The 19,824-nt window shown below is 42.2% G+C and carries 24 protein-coding genes; 1 reads left to right on the plus strand and 23 read right to left on the minus strand.

Features of this window, described 5'->3' with window-relative positions; all coding sequences use genetic code 11:
* Positions 1-16: 16 nt before the first annotated feature.
* The 23 genes from purN to N8M09_RS07700 all read right to left on the minus strand — a co-directional run bounded on the left by purN (position 17) and on the right by N8M09_RS07700 (position 18,621).
* Entirely contained in the window at positions 17-568 is a 552-nt protein-coding gene (gene purN / locus N8M09_RS07590; RefSeq protein WP_261064763.1) for a phosphoribosylglycinamide formyltransferase, read from the minus strand.
* Positions 565-1,584 (minus strand): phosphoribosylformylglycinamidine cyclo-ligase, encoded by a 1,020-nt coding sequence (gene purM / locus N8M09_RS07595; protein ID WP_261064764.1) that lies wholly within the window; start codon positions 1,582-1,584, stop codon positions 565-567. The genes purN and purM overlap by 4 nt, the downstream gene beginning before the upstream one ends.
* A 38-nt stretch (positions 1,585-1,622) precedes the next feature.
* The gene (gene purF, locus N8M09_RS07600; RefSeq protein ID WP_261064765.1) at positions 1,623-3,065 is read right to left on the minus strand and encodes an amidophosphoribosyltransferase; all 1,443 of its coding nucleotides are present in this window, start codon (positions 3,063-3,065) and stop codon (positions 1,623-1,625) included.
* Between the two features lie 93 nt (positions 3,066-3,158).
* A complete protein-coding gene (locus N8M09_RS07605) occupies positions 3,159-6,884 on the minus strand; it encodes a phosphoribosylformylglycinamidine synthase (RefSeq protein WP_261064766.1) in 3,726 nt (1,241 codons plus the stop codon).
* A 67-nt stretch (positions 6,885-6,951) separates the two neighbouring features.
* Positions 6,952-7,095, minus strand: coding sequence for a phosphoribosylaminoimidazolesuccinocarboxamide synthase (locus tag N8M09_RS11250; protein ID WP_080708883.1), 144 nt, complete (start codon positions 7,093-7,095; stop codon positions 6,952-6,954).
* A gap of 1 nt (position 7,096) precedes the next feature.
* Positions 7,097-7,804 carry a phosphoribosylaminoimidazolesuccinocarboxamide synthase gene (gene purC / locus N8M09_RS07615; RefSeq protein WP_261064767.1) on the minus strand — a complete coding sequence of 236 codons (708 nt, stop codon included), beginning with the start codon at positions 7,802-7,804 and terminating at the stop codon, positions 7,097-7,099.
* A 169-nt stretch (positions 7,805-7,973) separates the two neighbouring features.
* Positions 7,974-9,323, minus strand: coding sequence for a competence pheromone export protein ComB (gene comB, locus N8M09_RS07620; protein WP_261064768.1), 1,350 nt, complete (start codon positions 9,321-9,323; stop codon positions 7,974-7,976).
* Positions 9,324-9,335: 12 nt separating this feature from the next.
* Complete coding sequence (gene comA / locus N8M09_RS07625; protein WP_261064769.1) at positions 9,336-11,489, minus strand: peptide cleavage/export ABC transporter ComA; 2,154 nt, start codon at positions 11,487-11,489, stop codon at positions 9,336-9,338.
* 394 nt (positions 11,490-11,883) lie between these two features.
* On the minus strand, positions 11,884-12,039 hold the full coding sequence (locus tag N8M09_RS07630; protein ID WP_193390593.1) for a hypothetical protein: 156 nt from the start codon (positions 12,037-12,039) through the stop codon (positions 11,884-11,886).
* Between the two features lie 24 nt (positions 12,040-12,063).
* A complete protein-coding gene (locus tag N8M09_RS07635) occupies positions 12,064-12,216 on the minus strand; it encodes a class IIb bacteriocin, lactobin A/cerein 7B family (protein ID WP_080982528.1) in 153 nt (50 codons plus the stop codon).
* 124 nt (positions 12,217-12,340) lie between these two features.
* A complete protein-coding gene (locus tag N8M09_RS07640; protein ID WP_049522357.1) occupies positions 12,341-12,514 on the minus strand; it encodes a class IIb bacteriocin, lactobin A/cerein 7B family in 174 nt (57 codons plus the stop codon).
* Between the two features lie 47 nt (positions 12,515-12,561).
* Complete coding sequence (locus tag N8M09_RS07645; protein ID WP_261064770.1) at positions 12,562-12,732, minus strand: hypothetical protein; 171 nt, start codon at positions 12,730-12,732, stop codon at positions 12,562-12,564.
* 80 nt (positions 12,733-12,812) lie between these two features.
* Entirely contained in the window at positions 12,813-13,028 is a 216-nt protein-coding gene (locus N8M09_RS11255) for a hypothetical protein (protein ID WP_009014477.1), read from the minus strand.
* 3 nt (positions 13,029-13,031) lie between these two features.
* A complete protein-coding gene (locus N8M09_RS07650; protein ID WP_000357248.1) occupies positions 13,032-13,187 on the minus strand; it encodes a smi_0061 family bacteriocin-like peptide in 156 nt (51 codons plus the stop codon).
* Between the two features lie 213 nt (positions 13,188-13,400).
* On the minus strand, positions 13,401-13,598 hold the full coding sequence (locus tag N8M09_RS07660; RefSeq protein ID WP_000180825.1) for a class IIb bacteriocin, lactobin A/cerein 7B family: 198 nt from the start codon (positions 13,596-13,598) through the stop codon (positions 13,401-13,403).
* Positions 13,599-14,259: 661 nt separating this feature from the next.
* Positions 14,260-14,481 carry a hypothetical protein gene (locus N8M09_RS07665; protein ID WP_261064771.1) on the minus strand — a complete coding sequence of 74 codons (222 nt, stop codon included), beginning with the start codon at positions 14,479-14,481 and terminating at the stop codon, positions 14,260-14,262.
* Positions 14,478-14,699 (minus strand): hypothetical protein, encoded by a 222-nt coding sequence (locus N8M09_RS07670; RefSeq protein ID WP_261064772.1) that lies wholly within the window; start codon positions 14,697-14,699, stop codon positions 14,478-14,480. The genes N8M09_RS07665 and N8M09_RS07670 overlap by 4 nt, the downstream gene beginning before the upstream one ends.
* A 26-nt stretch (positions 14,700-14,725) precedes the next feature.
* Complete coding sequence (locus N8M09_RS07675; protein WP_084890458.1) at positions 14,726-14,920, minus strand: ComC/BlpC family leader-containing pheromone/bacteriocin; 195 nt, start codon at positions 14,918-14,920, stop codon at positions 14,726-14,728.
* A 19-nt stretch (positions 14,921-14,939) separates the two neighbouring features.
* Positions 14,940-15,119, minus strand: a complete 180-nt coding sequence (locus tag N8M09_RS07680; RefSeq protein ID WP_261064773.1) for a class IIb bacteriocin, lactobin A/cerein 7B family — start codon at positions 15,117-15,119, stop codon at positions 14,940-14,942.
* Positions 15,120-15,453: 334 nt separating this feature from the next.
* Complete coding sequence (locus N8M09_RS07685) at positions 15,454-15,690, minus strand: acyl carrier protein (protein ID WP_000136444.1); 237 nt, start codon at positions 15,688-15,690, stop codon at positions 15,454-15,456.
* A 5-nt stretch (positions 15,691-15,695) separates the two neighbouring features.
* Entirely contained in the window at positions 15,696-16,688 is a 993-nt protein-coding gene (gene plsX / locus N8M09_RS07690) for a phosphate acyltransferase PlsX (protein ID WP_261064774.1), read from the minus strand.
* Positions 16,685-17,455 carry a DNA repair protein RecO gene (gene recO, locus N8M09_RS07695; RefSeq protein WP_261064775.1) on the minus strand — a complete coding sequence of 257 codons (771 nt, stop codon included), beginning with the start codon at positions 17,453-17,455 and terminating at the stop codon, positions 16,685-16,687. The genes plsX and recO overlap by 4 nt, the downstream gene beginning before the upstream one ends.
* Positions 17,452-18,621: a pyridoxal phosphate-dependent aminotransferase gene (locus N8M09_RS07700; protein WP_261064776.1), complete on the minus strand. Its 1,170-nt coding sequence runs from the start codon at positions 18,619-18,621 to the stop codon at positions 17,452-17,454. The genes recO and N8M09_RS07700 overlap by 4 nt, the downstream gene beginning before the upstream one ends.
* A 148-nt stretch (positions 18,622-18,769) precedes the next feature.
* On the opposite strand from N8M09_RS07700, the gene N8M09_RS07705 reads away from it, so the two are divergent.
* Positions 18,770-19,780: a YeiH family protein gene (locus tag N8M09_RS07705; RefSeq protein WP_261064777.1), complete on the plus strand. Its 1,011-nt coding sequence runs from the start codon at positions 18,770-18,772 to the stop codon at positions 19,778-19,780.
* The last annotated feature ends 44 nt before the right edge of the window (positions 19,781-19,824 follow it).

A 19,824-nucleotide genomic window follows, 5' to 3' on the forward strand; every position in this document is an offset into this window, starting at 1 on the left:
AAACTTGATTTACTTCTTATCTTCTCCCCACTCCCAAGCTATCCAGAACCTCTGGATACAACTTGTACTCTGCCTCATGAATCCGAGTTTCAAAACTTTCAATCGTATCATCAGCTAGTCGTGGCACGCGCACTTGTTTGATAACCTTTCCTGTATCCACACCTGAATCCACCCAATGAATGGTCACGCCGCTCTCAGCAACGCCAGCATTCCAAGCGTCCTCAATCCCATGAGCTCCTGGAAATTCTGGCAAGTAAGCTGGATGGATATTGATGATTCGACCTTCATAAGCCGCCAATAAGGTTGACCCAACGATTTTCATGTAGCCTGCTAGACAAACCAAGTCAATCTGGTGCTCTTCTAATAGCTCAACAAGTGCTGCTTCGTAGTCTGCCTTGCTCTCAAACTCCTTGAGTTCAAAAGCATAGGACAGAACGCCGAGCTTGTCTGCACGTTCGAGCACATAGGAATCACGATGGTCTGAAAAAACAAACTCCACTGGAAACTGTTCGGCAATCACCTGAAAATTTGAGCCATTACCAGAGGCAAAAACCGCTATTTTTTTCATTTGATAACGACACTTTCGTTTTCTTTCTTGACGATACGACCAATTTCATAAACTGGTTCATCCAACAATTCCTTGACACGAATTACATTTTCAGGGCTAACTGCTAGCATAAGTCCCACACCCATATTGAAGATTTCAAACATTTCTTCATGTTTGATTTTACCATATTTTTCAAGAGCTTTGAAAATAGGAAGCACTGGAACTTTGCTTTCCTCAATCTCAGCTGCTAAATCAGCTGCAAACATACGAGGGACATTTTCGATAAAACCACCACCTGTGATATGGGCAATGCCGTTGACCAACCCTTCCTTGATGAGTGGTAAGACAGCCTTGACATAGATACGAGTCGGCTCAAGAAGAACTTCCTTGAGTTTCTTGCTTTCCAATTCTGGCAGGACTTCCTCACCTGTGTAATCCGCAAAGACACGACGGACGAGTGAGTAACCATTTGAGTGAATCCCATTTGAAGCAAGTCCGAGGAGGACATCTCCCTCTGCCACTTTTGAACCGTCAATGATTTGAGATTTTTCAGCCACACCGACCGCAAAACCAGCCAAGTCATAGTCATTTTCGCCATACATGCCAGGCATTTCAGCCGTTTCCCCACCAATGAGGGCAGCGCCTGCCTGCACACAACCTTCTGCCACACCAGCGACAACTTGTTCTAGCTTAGCTGGTTCATTCTTCCCTGTCGCTACGTAGTCAAGGAAATAGAGGGGCTCCGCACCTGCAGCAATGATGTCATTGACACACATGGCCACACAGTCCTGACCAATCGTATCATGCTTGTCGTACTTGATAGCCAACATGAGCTTGGTTCCGACACCATCAGTTCCTGAAATCAAGACAGGCTCTTTAACCCCAGTCTTTGAAAGGTCAAACATACCACCAAAGCCACCCAGAGCTCCCATGACACCTGCACGCTCCGTACGAGCCACGTGCTTTTTGATCCGTTCAACAACTTCATAACCCGCTTCAACATCCACACCCGATTGGGCGTACGCATTTTTTGTCATTTATTTATTCCTTTTCTTTTATGGAGAATCTCAGTAACTCACTTGTAAAAACTGGTCTTTTCTTCCAAACTTCGACGATAGTCTTCCTCATAGTCGTAGAGAGGTGTTGGGTAGTCACCGTCAAAGTAAGCGATACATAGACCACCATTTGGCGCATCTGTTTCAATACCAATTGAATCAATCAACCCCTCAACAGAAAGATAAGTCAGACTGTCCGCACCAATGATTTGGCGCGTTTCTTCGACCGTATGATTAGCTGCAATTAGCTCCTGACGGGTCTGGATATCAATTCCATAGAAGCATGGATAAGCTAGCGCTGGACTGCCAATAGCAACGTGAACCTCAGTTGCACCCGCTTCTTTCAAGAGTTGAACGATCCGACGAGAGGTTGTTCCACGTACAATAGAGTCATCAATCATAACCACACGCTTGCCTTTTACAACACCAGAAACAGCAGAGAGTTTCATCCGCACCCCTTGCTCCCGCAATTCTTGAGTCGGTTGGATAAAGGTACGTTGGGTGTATTGGTTCTTGATGAGGCCCATTTCATTTGGTAGCCCGGACTCTTCAGCAAATCCCATAGCCGCGCTGAGGGAAGAATTGGGCACACCGACCACGATATCCGCCTCATGCTTGAATTCACGCGCCAATTGAGCACCCATACGTTTACGTGCCGTATGAACATTGACACCATGAATGTTAGAATCAGGGCGTGCAAAATAGATATACTCCATAGAACAGATTGCTAACTGAGTATCATCTGTATAGCTATCATACTTTATACCCTTGTCATCAATGATGACAATCTCACCTGGCTTCAAATCACGAATCCATTCAGCACCAATAACCTCAAAAGCACAGGTTTCAGAGGAAACCACCACCGCTCCGTTGGCCATTTTCCCGATAGAAAGCGGACGGAAACCATTGGGGTCAAGAGCCGCAATCAACTTGTCCTCAAACAGCAAGATATAGGCAAAACCACCTTTGACAAGGCTGAGCGCTTCCTTGATTTTGCCCATCAGGCTAGGATTATGACTGCGACGAATGAGGTGAGCCAAGATTTCAGAGTCCGAAGTCGCACTGAAAATCGCGCCTCTTTGTTCCAACTCTTTCTTGAGAGAGGCTGCATTGGTCAGATTCCCATTATGAGCCAAGCCAAACTGCATATCGTGAAAACGGAAGAGGAAAGGCTGGATATTATCTACAGAAGCTTCACCAGCAGTCGCGTAACGCACATGCCCAATCGCACCAGTTCCCGTCAATTTATCCAAATTAGCAGGATTTCTGAAGACTTCTGATAAAAGTCCCATGTCACGATGGCGCTTCAATTGTCCCTGATCATTGGAGAGGATTCCTGCCCCCTCCTGACCACGGTGCTGAAGACTATGGAGACCAAAATAGGTCAATTTAGCAGCATCTGGATGTCCCCAGATACCGAAAACACCACATTCTTCATTAAGAGATTTTACTTCGTATGTCATTTTATATACCTAATTTTTATTTGTGTAGCACCAAGAGCTAAATCTACATGACTTTTACATTACTGATACTATCTATTAGAAAATCTGCAAGTCTTATTTTCCAGTAAAGTATTTAACCGCTGACGCGAACAGGTGCTGGTCTTTATTGCCTGGGATATTTTGGAAAAGACCATCCTCATAACGTTCTGAGTGGCCCATCTTACCGATAATTTGGCCGTTCTTGCTAGTAATTCCCTCTATAGCATTTACAGAACCATTCGGATTGTACTTAGAATCCATACTTGGTTTTCCATCAAAGTCAACGTATTGGCTGAAAATTTGTCCATTGTCACGGAGCTCAGCGAATTCCTCAGCCGTCACGACAAACTTCCCTTCACCGTGCGAAACAGGAATGGCATGGATATCGCCCACTTGCACTCCAGCAAGCCATGGTGAGTTAGTATTGGCAATGCGAGTTTCTACCATCTTGGCCACGTGTTGGTTGGCATCATTGTAGAAAAGGGTTGGGCTCGTACTGCTGGCATCTTCAAAGTTCCCGTATGGAAGAAGACCTGATTTGACGAGGGCTTGGAATCCATTACAGATACCGATAATCAAGCCACCACGAGCGATAAAGCTATCAATAGCTACACGCACTTTTTCATTAAGCAGAATATTGACAATAAACTTGGCTGAACCATCTGGCTCGTCCGCAGCTGAGAATCCACCGGCAAAAAAGAGAATGTTAGCCTTGCCGATGTTGTCAACCATGGTTTCAACCGACTTGACAATGGCTTCTTCATTCAAGGTCACGAATGGCACCAAGTTGACCTCTGCACCTTCTTTTTCAAAAGCCTTAGCTGAGTCATATTCTGAGTTAGTTCCTGGGAAGACTGGGATGTAGACCACCGGTTTTTCAACCTTTTCTTTGGCTTTAATCACAACATCTGATGCCACAGCTGGTACTTTAGCCAGCTCTTTGTCTTGGGCAAATTCTGTTGGGTAAACTTCTTCCAGTCTTCCTTGGAAGGCACTGTCAAGTTTGTGTCCATCTAACTTTACACCGTTGACAAGGAGTGTAAAGTCTGCACTTGTTTGTCCAATCTTCTCTACTCCAGCGATTTCTTCAGGAGATGTGAAGACAAATCCACCTAATTGTGCTGTCAAAGAACTTTCAAGTTCAGGCAAGATCACCTCTGCACCGATATGGTTCCCAAATGTTGCAAGGGCAAGAGCTTCAAGGATACCACCATATTTGACCGCTGATGCAGATGTCACTTTATGGTCAGCTTGGATGGCTTTAAACTGAGCAAAATTAGACTTAATCAAGTCAAAATCAATCTCTGCTGAGAGTGCTTGGCCTGGAATGTAGTAGATATTTTCCCCAACAGCTTTAAATTCTGGAGAGAGCACATTACGGCTATCCGCTGTCGTCACCCCAAAGGCAACCAAGGTTGGTGGCACCGTCAATTCTTCAAAGGTACCAGACATAGAGTCCTTACCTCCGATAGATGGTAGACCAAGCTGAATTTGTGCTTCGATAGAGCCTAGGAGAGCTGCTACTGGCTGACCAAAACGCTCTGCTTGTTTATCCATACGCTCGAAGTACTCTTGGTAAGAGAAACGAGCCTTAGACCAGTTTGCACCAGCAGCAACCAAACGAGCAGTCGCTTCAATAACCGCATAAGCAGCACCGTGGTATGGAGACCATTCAGCTACATATGGGTTGAATCCTTGAGCCATGACTGACGTAGTATGAGTCACACCGTGTTGAACTGGTAATTTCTGCACAGATGCCTCAGTTGGTGTGAGTTGGTAACGACCACCAAGTGGGTGATTGACCGTTGAGCGTCCAACAGAGCAGTCAAAGATAGTCTGCAAGCCTTTTTGACTCGCATGATTCAAATCAGATAGAACCGCAAGGGTATCAGCTTCAAGTGTATCAGAGTTTGTTGTGCGCTCTTCTGGGAGCTTGACATCCTTGTCCACAACCTTAGCATTGACGACCACGCGCACACCGTTTGTATCAAGGAAACGACGCTCCAAGTCCACAATTGTCTCACCATTCCAGTGCATGACAAGATTTGGTTTTTCCGTCACTGTCGCCACCACAACAGCATCAATATTTTCTTTGTTACATTCCTCAACGAAGGCATCTACATCCTTAGGACGAACCACGACCGCCATCCGTTCTTGTGATTCAGAGATAGCAATTTCTGTACCGTTCAAGCCCTGGTATTTAAGAGGCACCTTGTTGAGGTCGATTTCAAGACCGTCTGCTAATTCACCAATAGCTACACAGACACCACCAGCGCCAAAGTCATTGGACTTCTTGATAAGACGAGTGACATCGCCATTACGGAAGAGGCGCTGAATCTTGCGTTCTTCTATGGCATTCCCTTTTTGAACCTCAGCTCCAGCAGTCTCTACAGATTCAACTGTTTGAACCTTAGAAGAACCTGTCGCACCACCGACACCATCACGTCCAGTCTTCCCACCGAGCAAGATAATCACATCACCCGCTTCCGGTTTTTCACGGACAACATTGCCCTTAGGAGCTGCACCGACAACAGCACCTAGCTCCATGCGTTTAGCTACAAAGCCTGGGTGGAAGTATTCACGAACGTAGGTTGTTGCAAGCCCAATCTGGTTACCGTAAGAAGAATAACCATGGGCCGCTGTCTTCGAAATGACTTGTTGTGGCAATTTCCCAGCGCGAGTTTCCGAAATCGGAGCTGTAATATCACCAGCGCCTGAGATACGCATAGCTTGGTAAACGTATGAACGGCCTGACAACGGATCACGAATAGCTCCACCGATACAGGTAGCAGCCCCACCAAATGGTTCAATCTCAGTTGGGTGGTTGTGGGTTTCATTTTTAAACATGAGGAGCCATGGCTCTTTCACACCATCAACATCCACTTCGATTTCTACTGAGCAAGCATTGATTTCATCTGACACTTCCATATCATCCAAACGTCCATTAGCACGCTCATAACGACCGAAAATAGTAGCCATATCCATCAAGGTTTGAGGTTTTTCAGAACGTCCCAACTCATCGCGCATAGCGATATATTTGTCATAGGTTGCCTGTAATTGTTTTTGGAATTTCGATGGGGAGAAATCAATCTGCTTCAACTCTGTCTCAAAAGTCGTGTGACGGCAGTGGTCAGACCAATAAGTATCCAAAACCTTGAGTTCCGTCTCAGTTGGCACGCGCCCGATTGACTTGAAGTAGTCTTGGATAAAGAGCAAATCATCCACTTCCATGGCCATCCCTTGCCCAGCCTTGTAGCGAGCAAAGTCTTCTACTGTATAGCTTTCAAAGAAAGTCAATTTAGGAATGGTCTTGTCTGACTCAGAAAATTCCTGCTTGGCAATCCCTGTCGTGATGTCCTTGAAACGAGAATCAACTGGATTGAGCAGATAGTTCTTGACCGCTTCTAATTCCGTCGCGTCAATATCCTTATTGACCAAGTAAAGTTGGGCTGTATTGACTGTCACATCACTCGAACTTCCCAGCAAAAGCAAGGCTTCCTGTGAAGATGCTGCACGCTGGTCAAACTGCCCTGGTAGGCTTTCAATCGCAAAGAAAGCATAGTTGGCAAGATCCGCCTGCACAACTGATTCATCCAAGACATGGTCTGTCACCTGCTCAGAGAAAATGTGTTTCTCTGCAGGTGCAAACAGATCCTCTGCCAAGTCAAATACATCATACACTTGCACGATGCGAATACTTTTCAAAGTTGAAAGCCCCAAGTTATGCTGGAGTTCTCTCACCAAACTCTCTGACTTGACCTGAAAATCAGCCTTTTTTTCAACAAAAATACGTTTATCCATCAATTCTTATTCCTTTATTTCAGCTCTTACAACGTTTCCAAATGACCTTGAGAGTCTTGCAAATAGATTATTTCAATTCCTGCAACTTTTCCCAGACAATCTCGTAGACATCGATTAGTTCACCTAGTCCCCTACGGAGTGAAAAGGTCTGGGGGACCTTTTCAGCCTGAGTCCTTTTAGTTGAGAGACGAAGGTTTTCCGTTGCAAACAGATTATTTCAAACCTTGCAACTTCTCCCAGACAACTTCATAAACGTCTGTTAGCTCTCCCAATCCTCTGCGGAAAACATCCTTATCCATGTGGTTGCCATCCGCATCCCACAAGCGGCAGTTATCTGGTGAAAATTCGTCTGCCAAGATAATCTTTCCATCCTTATCAAAACCGAACTCTAGCTTAAAGTCAATCAACTTAAGCCCAATCTCAGCAAACCATGCTTTCAAGAGTTCATTAATTCGACGAGTTTCTTCCTTCAAGTAGGCGATTTGCTTGTCATCCGCAATCTGTAGGAATTTCACATGCTCATCATTGATGAATGGATCATCCAAATCATCATTTTTGTAGTAAAATTCAACAATCGGAGTCTCTAAGGCGATTCCCTCATCTACACCAAAACGTTTTGAAAAGGAACCAGCCGTGTAGTTGCGGAGCACGACTTCCAAAGGAATGATTTCCACCTTTTTATTGAGTTGTTCCGTGTCTGAAAGTTTCTCCACAAAGTGAGTCGCCACACCAGCCGCATTTAATTTCTCAAAAATAAAAGATGAAATCTGATTATTCAACACTCCCTTACCTGCAATCTGTTCCTTCTTAACACCATTGAAAGCAGTCGCCTGGTCCTTGTAAGTTGAAATAATAAGATTTTCATCCTCAGTTGTATAGATATCTTTAGCTTTTCCCGAATAGATCAATTGTTTTGACATTTTAAAGTTCGCCTTTCGTATTACTTGAGCACATTCTACCATAAAAAACCTAAAATTACAAGAATTTAACCGAATAAATAACGTAGTGACTTCAAAAATCATAAAGAAAAAACTGCAAGAAAAAGATTTCTCACAGTTTAAAAATTATTTAACTCTAAAAACACGAACATTACTCTTTGTTCAAAAATTGATCCAAATAATAACGTAGGTAACTTTTCTTACCCGTAATCATCTGTAGGCGACCTTCCACCCCGTATCGAAGTTTTTTAGCCTGCTCAGAAGTTAGATTAGTCTCCGCCTCAATTTTAAAGAAATTCCCTTTTTCAGTCTTAGTAGCTGTCGCATCAATACTTGTAACGGTAGAATCTAGGAAAAGTTGATTCTTGGCATCATGAGTCGTAGTATAGCGAACAGAATCACCGACCTTGATTCTTGCTACATCTTTTGAACTGAGATAAGCTGTGAGTTTGGCTTTCCCTTCTTTTTCCAAGGACGGATAGAGTTGGGCTAGTAGAGTCCCCTCTGCTACCATGGTAGAATCACTAGTCTCAGGATTAAGATGAAGCACCCCATCCTCACTTGCCGTAATTTTCCCCTTGTCTAAAAGATTTCCCTGTACCTTCTTACCTGACTCCACCTCCAAAATTTTCTGATCTAGAAGGGTCAATTCCTGACCAACCTTAGCCAAGTGTTGTGATTTAAGAGATTCCAATTGACTGCTTAAGCCTGACGCATAGGCTTGCTGGGTACCTGAACCTGCATACTGGACACGGTAAGTAGCAAGACTGGATTCTAACTGAGAAAGCTGTGCTTCTACCTGAGCAACAGCCTGTGCCTTAGTTTGCGGATTTTCCTCGCCCTGAGACTTGTAGGACTGGTAGAGAGAGTAGGCTAGATTTTGACTGGCCAAGGAAGCGCCTGTTTCAATAGCTGACTTAGCTGTCTGGTAATCGCGAATTTTAGCCTCTGTTTGGCTGATGAGGTTGCCGATTTCAGCTTGGGTTTGACTAGCTGCTGCATTCTGGGACGCGATGGTTTCATTTTGTTGCGATGTACTAGCCCTAAGACTGCTTGCTTGACTGATGTAGTCGCGAAAGGTGGCTTGATAGCCAAACTTATCCTCCTCTGGAAAGTGGTTCTCCCCTTCTTGCAAGCTCTTCTGCAAATACTCCAATTGCTTTTTTTGATCCTTGAGCATGTCCAACTGACTAGCATAGGCCTCCGCCTGGACACCCTCTGCCCCTTCCTGATATTGAACCAACAGTTCTCCCTTTTTAACCAGCTTATTTTCTTCCAAATGATTGACAAGAATGCGATTGTTGCTAGTAGACTGGATGTTTGCAAGAATACGACTAGGCTCGACAGTAGCTCTAGTTGACAAACTCATCTCCTTCTCTGCAAATGTTGCAAAGCCAAGCAAAAACACGAGTAGAAGGGACATGGGTACAATAACCCGACTGGAAAAATTATGGTAACGACGATTATAAAACTCCGCACTTTCTAAAAATTCTGGTTTCATCCTCTCCTCTTTCTAGCTATTCACCAAATGGGCATAAAATCCACCCTGTGCAAGCAAATCAGCATGCTTTCCTTCTTCAACAATCTTGCCCTGATCCAAAACAACAACTTTCTCTGTCCGCTCAGCAATAGTCAAGCGGTGAGCAATGAAAATCAAGGTCTTGTCTAAAGCCATGAGATTATCGACAATTCGCTTCTCTGTCAGAATATCCAAACTGCTAGTTGCCTCATCCAAAATCAAGACCGGCGCATCTGTCAAGAGAGCACGCGCCAGAGCAATTCTCTGCCGTTGACCACCTGAGATCCCTGCCCCATCTGAAGTCAATTCTGTCTGGTAATTCAGTGGCATCCGCTCGATATCCTCCCGAATCTCTGCCAATTCGACCGCCCGTAAGATATCCTCTTGAGTCGTCCCCTCCTTGGCTCCCAAAAGAAGATTCTCCAAAATCGTTCCGTTAAAGACATAGGGCTGTTGAGGCAGATAGTTAATATACTGGCGCAGAGCCTTTTTATCAATCTGATTGAGATTGACACCACCCAGACTAATCTCCCCTTGACTTGGGTCATAAAAATTAACCATCATCTTAGCCAAGGTCGTCTTACCTGACCCTGAAATCCCCACAAAAGCCACCTTAGAACCCTGAGGAATAGTCAAATTGATATCCGACAAGACGTCTCGACCATAACCATACTTGTAGGAAACCTGCTTGAAGGTCATATCTCCCTTCATCAAGCTCAGATCCTCAACTGTTTTCTTCTCCTCAAACTCCGAAGCTACCAGATAAACCTCATTCAGACGGTTATTGGCAACCTGCGCTGTCTGAAGCTTGGTTTGCAGATTGATGATATTTTCCAAAGGATTGGTAAAGTAAACCAGCAAGGTATTATAGGTAATCAACTGCCCCAAACTCATCTTGCCATCCATGACCAGAACAGCCCCCATCCAGAGAATGCCGACATTGAGCAAGAGATGGGCAACCTTTTTCAGAGCCTTTTGCTGACTCTCTGCCCGACTATAGGTAAAGGACTTCTTCAGATAATCCACAAATTCCTTGTCAATTTTTTGGTAACGCTGACTTTCACTGGTCAAGGACTTGATAGTCTCAATACCGTTGATGTCCTCGATGATAGAAGAAGACAGAACCGCATTGGCTTCCATGGTATCCCGATTCATCTTTTCAAACGGCTTCATAAAGGCAAAGATAATCACTGTGTAGATAGGAAGTGCCAATAAGGTCATGAAAAAAAGATTGGTATTTTGTGAAAATAAAACAAGGGAAATAATGACAACCGTTGACACATCTAGGAAAATCGAAAGAATGGTCGAAGCCAGCGCATCAATGATACTGTTAGCATCCGTGAAACGAGATACGATTTCCCCTGTCCTGCGTGTCGCAAAAAAGGACATAGGCAGGTGAAAAACATGCTTGATGTAGGACAAAATCACATCAATCGACAAACGTTGCCCCAAAACAAGTAAGAGATACTCCTGAGCGTAAGACAAGATCTGCTGGAGGATATAGACGATAACCAGCCCAATAGAAATAATCCCCAGTGTCGAACGCATCTGATCTGGCACATAGGTATCAATGATAGACTGCAGATAATAAGAACCCACAATGTTAATCAAGGTTACCAAGAGTGTTGCCAAAACGATATTAGCAATCAAGCCACGCTGCTTCACTAATATAGGGATAAAAGAGAGCAAACCATTCTTTTGATCCTTATGAGGCTTGTAGTCTGGACTAGGTGCCATAAACAAAGTCACTCCTGTCCATTCTTCCGCAAAACGCTCACGTGACAGTTTGGTCAATTTCACCCCAGGATCTGGATCGGCAATATGAATGCTATCCTTATCCTGCCCAGTCACCACATAGTAGTGGAGTAATTTTCCTTCCTTAAGCACATGAGCAACAAAAGGAAAAGTCAAATCTGGCAAGTCAAAGAGCGTCATATCCGCCTTAATTGCTCGCGTCTCAAAACCAATCTCCTCTGCCACCTTGACCAAGCCCAAAGCCGTTGTCCCATCCATGGTTGTCTTGGCCAATTCTCGCAAGTGAGCCAAAGAATAGTAACTACCATAGTAGCCAAAAACCATGGCTAATGAAGCTACACCGCAGTCCATCTGATCCACCTGCGGACGATAGTGACGTTTCCCAAATTTCATATTCATCTCCTTTTTCCTAAACTCATCTGATAATAACTATCTTACCCCAATCACCAAACAAAAACTGCACTTCCTCCCCAAATGCGCCTATCTACCTCCCAAATGCACTTTTGGGATAAAAAAATAGGCAGAACAAACGTCCTGCCTACTAAAAATATGATATGAAAGGAAAGTGATGTTTTACTGACACCCTAGGCAAGCTTGGGACAAATAAATCATTGATAGCAACCTTTACGACATCCTATTTAAAGTTACTTCAATTTCCAATGTCCCTGCTATTTCTAAGCCACCTCTAGTATGATCTATTTCTAGTCAGAATAGATAACACCGTTCTAAATTACGATTCATAGTTTTTCTTACATTCTTTAATAAAATATGTATCAAATTGTTAAAATTAACGTCTGCTTCCTAGATAATGACCGTACATATAGGTAGCGACTCCTAAAACACCCCAAGCGATAGCTGTAGAAGTAGTAATAATAAGTCCACCCTCGGTACTAGCCAAATCTGCTTCTGCCATAATCTCAAATTTTTCTTCTAATTTTTTCATATCCTATCTACTCCTTTAAATATATTAACCAAACGTACGAGATAACCAATAACCAGCTACCCCAGCTCCACCCGCAGCAAGTAATGAGCCTCCGATAACAATCAATAACCCCACTCCGCCTTTTACTTGCTCTAATTCATTTTGCTCTACGATTTCAAATTGATTCAAATTTTGCATGATATACTCCTTTTTTAAATAATACTAGCTAACCCAATAGCTACTCCTACTAATAAACCCACTATTCCTGAGGCTGATATAATAACAGCCGCAAATTCGTTTGAAAACTTCATTGATTCTCTCATTATCTCTTGTTTCGACTAATTCCAATAGCTACTCCTGCACTTAAACCGGCAAATGCTGAACCTGCAATAATACTAGCTGCTACTGCAATCGGAATAATCCCCCCATCCACATTCACCAACTCTTCTTCTGTAAGAGCTACAAAGTTCTGTTCCATTTTGTCAAAATTTGTCATCTTTTTCTCCTCAATTTGTATATATTTTTATATATTTAGACTCTAAACTACTTTTTATTGACCTTATATCCTAGATAAAAGAGCCCAAATAAAACAGGGTAAATTTCTGGATAAAATAGGGTATTGATTGGATTTCTCAAAATCAAATACGTTGCGATGTAGATTATGAGCGATACGATAAAATACCCCTCAGCAAAACCTAATAAAAATGTTTTCATAGAAGACTCCTATTTGCCTGACAAGAATGGCGGAAAAACGCTACCATTCACATACACAAAATCCTTTTGATTCATATTCTTCATTTATAGTTTTGATTATTTTTTGACAAATCTTTGCGAAAAATACCAAAATATCCTGCGAAAAGCAAACCAACCAAAGTCCATTGCCAATTAAAGGATACTAACGAACCTGTACGAATCACATGAAGCGCGACATTAAGAGTTATTCCCAACAAAGGAAATATCGTGGCTAGTTTAGGTAACAATGTATTGAGATTAAGGTTGCGATTATTCATTATCTAACGCCCACGACGAGCCAAATCTGAACCAAATGTGTAACCAGCCCCAAATGCGCCAAATGCAATAGCACTTAGGCCAAATATAATCGAAATAGGTTCAATTCCTCCTTCAATTACTTGCAAATCTTTCTCATCAACTACTTGAAATTTATCCATTCTTTTCTCCTTTACTTCTATATAATAAAATGAATACCATTAAAAACAATGAAATTGTTGGTATATTAAAATCATCAAACCATGTAGGTAAGGGTAGCTTATTCACATCAGCTACCAACCTGATAATTGTATAAGATATTGAACTAAGTAATACCATAAGCTCAGGCCAAATCTTCAACATTAATTTAACAAATTTCATATATATCTACAAAATTATGGTCGATTAGCATAATATCCTGCAGCTATGCCCGCACCTGCTGAAACTGTAGCAAGCGCAGCTACACCTCCAATTAATTTCCAACCAATAACTACACCACCAATAATAATTGGTGCAATTCCTCCATCTACATTCATCAACTCTTCTTCTGTAAGAGCTACAAAGTTCTGTTCCATTTTGTCAAAATTTGTCATCTTTTTTCTCCTTTATTTCTATTTTTTAGTTTACGATTTCTGGCTCTTAAACCATTTTAAAAACCAGAATAGATAAATTACTGAATTCCTTTTCGTCTCACTTATCTATTTGAGAAGTGATTTAAAATGAACAGGTAAATTTCATTTATTTTAAATACCATTTGATAAACCATGGCAATAAGATTGGTAAATACATCGCGTAGTCTCCTTCCTTTTCCTCTTACTTATCTATTCGAAAAAAAATTCGAAAATGTACAACTAAATTAAATTTTATTTGAAAAATAATTTAGTAAACCATGGATAGAAAATTGGTAAATACATCGCATAGTCTCCTTTCCTTTTCCTCTTACTTATCTATTCGAAAAACAATTCGAAAAACAATTCGAAAATGTACAACTAAATTAAATTAAATTTATTTGAAAAATAATTTAGTAAACCACGGATAAAAGATTGGTAGATACATAAACCAGGCTCCTTTCTTTTCCTCTTACTTATCTATTCGAAAAACAATTCGAAAATGTACAACTAAATTGAATTTTATTTGAAAATTTATGATTTCTCCAAAGTGTTTTATCTTAGATAGAGTAACCCCATGCAACTAGACCTACATCAGATAATATACCTTTTACGAGACTCTTTACTCTGTTCTTGTTTTCATTGATTATCGTTCTTTTTCTGTCATTGCTGTAAACTGATAATCGCTTCCTAAAATATTATTAGTATAATTCACTTTGGGTTTAAATGTTTCTTTTTTATTAATATAGTATGTCAATGCCACTAACAAAATACAACTCTCAAACGATACCTTTTCTAAATTAAATAGAGAATAAATTAATAATATGCTGTAAGCTGTTAAAACAAAACCTAATAAAAATTTTTTCATAGCAAGCTCTTATTTTTCCTTCTGTCTAACCTTTTTATCATCTTGTTAATGAAGAGCAACACAAGAGTAGAAAATAAAGGTGGCATGAGGTAACTATCCACACTGCCCGTCAAAGAAAAACCAAGCATAGCTAATATTCCAAGCAACATCAAATTCATGATAGCCATAGAGACAAACAATAAAACAATTTTTATTACTCTAGTTATTTCATTTTTCATTGCACCACCTCATAAGTATTTAAAAATTATCGCAATCTTGAAAGTCCCCAATCGCCTATTGCTTTAACGCTTTTTCCTGCAACGTAAACAGAAACAGCTGTACCACCAATGATTCCAACCGCCTTGGTTACACCCCATGCTAACGCAAGAGCACCTACTACAGAGCCACCTGAAATTTTTTCCAATTCATCTGATTTCATATTTTCAAAGTTATAATTCATTATCTATCTCCTTCATCTATTAATTAGCAGCTAGAGCAGCAAAACCTACTGCTACACCTGCTGATAGAGCATGGCCGACTAATACTTTTGTTCCCCAAATAGTAAACAATACAGGACCAAAGAATCCTCCATCCACATTCACCAACTCTTCTTCTGTAAGAGCTATAAAGTTCTGTTCCATTTTGTCAAAATTTGTCATCTTTTTTCTCCTCAATTTTTATGTTTTGTTATATCTTTAATGTTTAGCCTCTAAGCCACTTAAATAGCCAGATTGGATAAATAACTGAAATAATCATTTCTAATCTCCTTCCTTTTCCTCTCACTTATCTATTCAAAAAACAATTCGAAAATGTACAACGAAATTAAATTTTATTTAAAAAATAACTTAATAAACCACGGATAAAAACCAGTCACATACATAAATACTCCTCTTTTTCTTCCTTATCTATCTATTCGTAATTCCCACTAAAAGTTCTAAATTTTTTATTTTCCCTGACAATAAAAAAGCAACACGACTTGCATGTTGCTTCTTGCTATTCTTTACTTTTGACGACTTCTACCACATCTCCTACACTTTGCAGTTGGTCAATTTCCTCATCGCTGATTTCGATATTAAATTCATCTTCCAGTGTCAAGATAAACTCCATCAAGTCAACTGAGTCCGCATCCAAATCGTCTTTCAGACTCAAGGATTCTGTCACGACAAAGTCCTCTCCCTGTCGCTCTTGGATAATGGTCACAATACGGTCAAAAATTTCTTTTTCTGTCATCTCTTTTATTCTCCTGAAAATTCACGCGCAGTCTGAGCAACTACGTCTGTTTCTAGCATAGTACGGATCTGGCGAATCGTACTATAAACAGCCTTGGCATCGCTTGAGCCATGAGTCTTGACAACAGGTGCCTTGACACCAAACAAGACCGCTCCACCAACATCTGAGTAGTTGAGCTGTTTTTTCAAACCTCTGAGGCTGTCCTTGAGAAGGAGGGCACCTAGTTTCGCTTGAAGACCACCACCTGTAATAGTGGTCTTGAGCAAGCCCATAATTCCCATGGCTGTCCCTTCAATGGATTTGAGCACAGCGTTTCCCGTGAAACCATCTGCCACAACAACATCCGCAACGCCATTCATCAAATCACGCGCTTCCACGTTTCCGATAAAGTTCAAACTTTCATCAGCCACCAGTAATTCATAAGTTTCCTTACGAAGCGGGTCGCCCTTACTACTCTCTGTCCCGTTGTTAAGCAAGCCAACACGGGGTTGCGCAATGCCACGAACATTTTTAGCATAGAAGGAACCTAGAACCGCATATTGATGGAGGTGCTGGGCTGTATTTTCTGCATTAGCACCAAGGTCCAGCATGTCAAAACCTTTTCCATCTACAGTTGGCAAGGTCGACATAAGTCCAGGACGGTCAATATTCTTGATACGACCCACGATGAAGAATCCTGCTGCCAACAAAGCACCTGTATTCCCAGCTGAGAGAACAGCGTCTGCTTCGCCTTCTTTGACAGCCTTGGCCGCCAAGACCATACTGGCATTTTTCTTCTTCCGAATAGCTCTCGTCGGTTCATCGTCTGAATCAATCTTCTCATCCGTATGGATAATGCTGACGCGCTCTGTCGCTGTCAGATATTGCTTGATTTTAGCTCCATCTCCGTAGAGTTGAACCTCAATATCTGAAAAGTCAGCCAGGGCTTGATTGACACCCTCAACGATGGCCTGAGGTGCGTAATCGCCCCCCATGGCATCTACTGCGATTTTTTTCATTTGTTTTCCTCTTTTAGTAATTGTCCCCAGTCTGCTAGGGAATCAATAAATTTCTTTGATTTTAGGTGAATCCCAACGTACTCTTCGTAGAGTTGATCCATAAATTGGCGTAAGTCTTGCTTGATTTTGGGCTTGAGCGAAATGGTCTCCAAAGTCTCAAAATCAATGGCTTGAAACTGATTGAGCAGATAAGGGATATTGGGATTTATATGGCAACGTCTCTCGTCCTCATGATAATGGTCTGGACAGAGGCAGGCTCCATATTTGAAAGAAAAGTCAAAAGCCTGACTGATCCGATGGCAAAAGACACACTCATTAAAATTGAGACTGATTCCAAATCTAGTCAAGATTTGAATTTCAAAAATATTGGTCAAAACCTGATAATCCAAGCCCACTTCCATCAACTCCAATGTCTTTTGCAAAAAAGCAAACAAGGGAGCATCCTGCTGATTATCCTGCAAACTAGCATCGGCAAGAGCCGCTACGTAGGTCGCATAGGCCATGACAAAGAGATCACTATTAATCTTGGGAAAAGTCATCACCTCATGATAGTCCTCGATGTAGCTAAGCCCGTCATCATTGATTCGCAAGAGAAATCGTGCCAGCACCAAGGGCTGAATAACCGGAGCTAGCTTAGACTGACCAGCGTGCTTGACAAAAAACATGCGTTTGCCAGCCTGCTCTGTAAAAATCTTGACTAGCTTGTCATCCTCCCGAAAATTGCGATTGTAGAGCACCAAGCCTTGACTCGTGATAGACTGAATCATGCTTCTCTCATGTACTCCTCAAGTCGTTTCATAGCTTCTTTGATAGTCTCCATGCTGGCTGCATAAGACAGGCGGACATATCCTTCCCCGTAACGCCCAAAGGCTGCACCAGGAATAAAGGCAACAGCCTTCTTCTGAGCAAAATCTTTCAGAAAAGCAAAAGAATCTTGATTATATCCTGCTGGAATCTTAGCAAAGATATAGAAGGCACCGTCTGGTTTGATAATCCCAAAACCAAGAGCAGTCATTTTCTCGATAATATAATCTCGACGCTGGATGTATTCCTTCTTCATAGGTTCCGCATCATTTTTACCAGCTGTCAAGGCTTCCACCGCAGCGTGTTGAGCCATGGTATTTGCGGCAGTGACCAAGTACTGGTGACTCTTGATTAACTGGGCTGTGAAGGCCGCAGGAGCGAAAATCAGTCCCAAACGCCAACCGGTCATGGCATGTGATTTAGATAGACCATTGATAATAATAGCCTGATCTCTCAACATGGTTCCCAGAGACACATGGGCTTCGCCTGTGTAGGTCAATTCTGAGTAAACCTCATCACAGACAACAAAAATTTCGTATTTGCGTAAAACAGCTGCCAAGGCTTCCAACTGCTCTCGACTATAGGTAATTCCTGTCGGATTGGCTGGATAGTTGAGAATAACCGCCTTGAGCTTGTCACCCTGCTCCAAAATAGCCTTCTCCAACATCTCAGGAGTCAAGACAAAACCATTTTCAGTCGTATCAATCTCGACAACCTCTGCCCCAACTAGATTGACAATCGGTTCATAACCCGGATAAGCAGGAGCTGGCAAGAGCACCTTATCTCCCTCTTCCAAAATAGCTGTCAAAGTAGCAGATAAAGCCTCTGTCGCCCCAATTGTAACCAAGATTTCATTTTCAGGAGCATAGTCCAGTTGGTATTTTTCCTTAACAAAGTCACTGGCCGCCTGACGTAGAGTCAGCAGACCACTCATCCCCGTATAGTAGGATTGGTTCTGATCAATCGCTTGCTTGGCCGCCTCCTTGACATGATCTGGCGTTGTAAAATCAGGTTCCCCCAAGGTCAAACGCAAGACCCCAGGAATCTCCGAAATAGCCTGGTCAAACTGACGAATCAACGAAACTTGAATCTTATCTAACTGTTTATTAAAGCGCTTAGTTAAGTCCATAGATACCTCCTACTTTCAAAACGTATCTCTATTATACTACAAAAGCCCCCCGACCGCAAAAATACATTAGAGAATAGCTTTCCACTTTCTATTTTACTTTTCCTCTTTACAGGTCTATAATGGTAACAGATTCTATTTGGAGGTTTTTATGTCATTTCTATCAAAAAATGGAGCAGGTATCTTTGCCTGCCTTCTCATTTCAATCGTATCTTGGTACTTAGGAGGATTCTTCCCTGTTATTGGCGCGCCTGTTTTTGCGATTTTTATGGGCATGCTCCTACATCCCTTTCTCTCGTCCTATAAACAACTGGATGCTGGATTGACCTTTAGTTCCAAGAAATTGCTCCAGTATGCCGTTATCTTGCTTGGTTTTGGTCTCAATATCTCGCAAGTCTTCGCAGTCGGACAATCTTCACTCCCTGTCATCCTGTCCACCATTTCAATAGCCTTGATTGTTGCCTTCCTCTTCCAGCGTTTCTTTGCCCTAGACACAAAACTGGCTACCTTGATTGGAGTGGGTTCTTCTATCTGTGGGGGCTCTGCCATTGCAGCGACAGCGCCCGTTATCCATGCCAAGGAAAAGGAAGTCGCCCAAGCCATCTCCGTTATCTTTTTCTTCAATGTCTTGGCTGCGCTCATCTTTCCAACCCTCGGCACCTGGCTTCATCTATCCAATGACGGCTTCGCCCTCTTTGCAGGAACTGCGGTCAATGATACTTCCTCTGTAACCGCCACAGCCAGCGCCTGGGACAGTCTCTACCAGACTAATACCCTCGAATCCGCAACCATTGTCAAACTCACACGTACTCTGGCTATCATCCCCATCACTCTCTTTCTCTCCTATTGGCAAAGTCGTGAACAAAAAAATAAGCAAGGATTGCAACTGAAAAAAGTCTTCCCACTTTTTATCCTTTACTTCATCCTTGCCTCTCTCCTCACTACACTACTCACCTCTCTCGGTGTGTCCAGTAGTTTCTTTATCCCTCTCAAACAACTCTCCAAATTCCTCATTATCATGGCCATGAGTGCTATCGGTCTCAAAACCAATCTGGTAGCTATGGTCAAATCCAGTGGAAAATCCATTGTTCTCGGAGCCATCTGCTGGATTGCCATCATCCTCACTAGTCTTGGTATGCAGACCCTTATCGGCATTTTCTAATACTCTTCGAAAATCTCTTCAAACCACGTCAACGTCGCCTTGCT

Origin of the sequence: Streptococcus mitis, assembly GCF_946190375.1 — a bacterium.
Taxonomy (GTDB): Bacteria; Bacillota; Bacilli; order Lactobacillales; family Streptococcaceae; genus Streptococcus; species Streptococcus mitis_CJ.

What these genes read in the sequence shown, in the direction of transcription:
- N8M09_RS07700 (WP_261064776.1), bottom strand. Translation starts at nt 18,621, where the DNA reads ATGGACTTAACTAAGCGCTTTAATAAACAGTTAGATAAGATTCAAGTT.
- N8M09_RS11255 (WP_009014477.1), bottom strand. Translation starts at nt 13,028, where the DNA reads ATGAATAATCGCAACCTTAATCTCAATACATTGTTACCTAAACTAGCC.
- N8M09_RS07660 (WP_000180825.1), bottom strand. Translation starts at nt 13,598, where the DNA reads ATGACAAATTTTGACAAAATGGAACAGAACTTTGTAGCTCTTACAGAA.
- N8M09_RS07650 (WP_000357248.1), bottom strand. Translation starts at nt 13,187, where the DNA reads ATGGATAAATTTCAAGTAGTTGATGAGAAAGATTTGCAAGTAATTGAA.
- N8M09_RS07675 (WP_084890458.1), bottom strand. Translation starts at nt 14,920, where the DNA reads ATGAATTATAACTTTGAAAATATGAAATCAGATGAATTGGAAAAAATT.
- plsX (WP_261064774.1), bottom strand. Translation starts at nt 16,688, where the DNA reads ATGAAAAAAATCGCAGTAGATGCCATGGGGGGCGATTACGCACCTCAG.
- purF (WP_261064765.1), bottom strand. Translation starts at nt 3,065, where the DNA reads ATGACATACGAAGTAAAATCTCTTAATGAAGAATGTGGTGTTTTCGGT.
- N8M09_RS07680 (WP_261064773.1), bottom strand. Translation starts at nt 15,119, where the DNA reads ATGACAAATTTTGACAAAATGGAACAGAACTTTATAGCTCTTACAGAA.
- N8M09_RS07705 (WP_261064777.1), top strand. Translation starts at nt 18,770, where the DNA reads ATGTCATTTCTATCAAAAAATGGAGCAGGTATCTTTGCCTGCCTTCTC.
- purC (WP_261064767.1), bottom strand. Translation starts at nt 7,804, where the DNA reads ATGTCAAAACAATTGATCTATTCGGGAAAAGCTAAAGATATCTATACA.
- purN (WP_261064763.1), bottom strand. Translation starts at nt 568, where the DNA reads ATGAAAAAAATAGCGGTTTTTGCCTCTGGTAATGGCTCAAATTTTCAG.
- N8M09_RS07630 (WP_193390593.1), bottom strand. Translation starts at nt 12,039, where the DNA reads ATGAAAAAATTAGAAGAAAAATTTGAGATTATGGCAGAAGCAGATTTG.
- N8M09_RS07635 (WP_080982528.1), bottom strand. Translation starts at nt 12,216, where the DNA reads ATGCAAAATTTGAATCAATTTGAAATCGTAGAGCAAAATGAATTAGAG.
- N8M09_RS07605 (WP_261064766.1), bottom strand. Translation starts at nt 6,884, where the DNA reads ATGGATAAACGTATTTTTGTTGAAAAAAAGGCTGATTTTCAGGTCAAG.
- comB (WP_261064768.1), bottom strand. Translation starts at nt 9,323, where the DNA reads ATGAAACCAGAATTTTTAGAAAGTGCGGAGTTTTATAATCGTCGTTAC.
- purM (WP_261064764.1), bottom strand. Translation starts at nt 1,584, where the DNA reads ATGACAAAAAATGCGTACGCCCAATCGGGTGTGGATGTTGAAGCGGGT.
- comA (WP_261064769.1), bottom strand. Translation starts at nt 11,489, where the DNA reads ATGAAATTTGGGAAACGTCACTATCGTCCGCAGGTGGATCAGATGGAC.
- N8M09_RS07665 (WP_261064771.1), bottom strand. Translation starts at nt 14,481, where the DNA reads ATGAAAAAATTTTTATTAGGTTTTGTTTTAACAGCTTACAGCATATTA.
- N8M09_RS07685 (WP_000136444.1), bottom strand. Translation starts at nt 15,690, where the DNA reads ATGACAGAAAAAGAAATTTTTGACCGTATTGTGACCATTATCCAAGAG.
- recO (WP_261064775.1), bottom strand. Translation starts at nt 17,455, where the DNA reads ATGATTCAGTCTATCACGAGTCAAGGCTTGGTGCTCTACAATCGCAAT.
- N8M09_RS07645 (WP_261064770.1), bottom strand. Translation starts at nt 12,732, where the DNA reads ATGAAAACATTTTTATTAGGTTTTGCTGAGGGGTATTTTATCGTATCG.
- N8M09_RS07670 (WP_261064772.1), bottom strand. Translation starts at nt 14,699, where the DNA reads ATGAAAAATGAAATAACTAGAGTAATAAAAATTGTTTTATTGTTTGTC.
- N8M09_RS07640 (WP_049522357.1), bottom strand. Translation starts at nt 12,514, where the DNA reads ATGACAAATTTTGACAAAATGGAACAGAACTTTGTAGCTCTTACAGAA.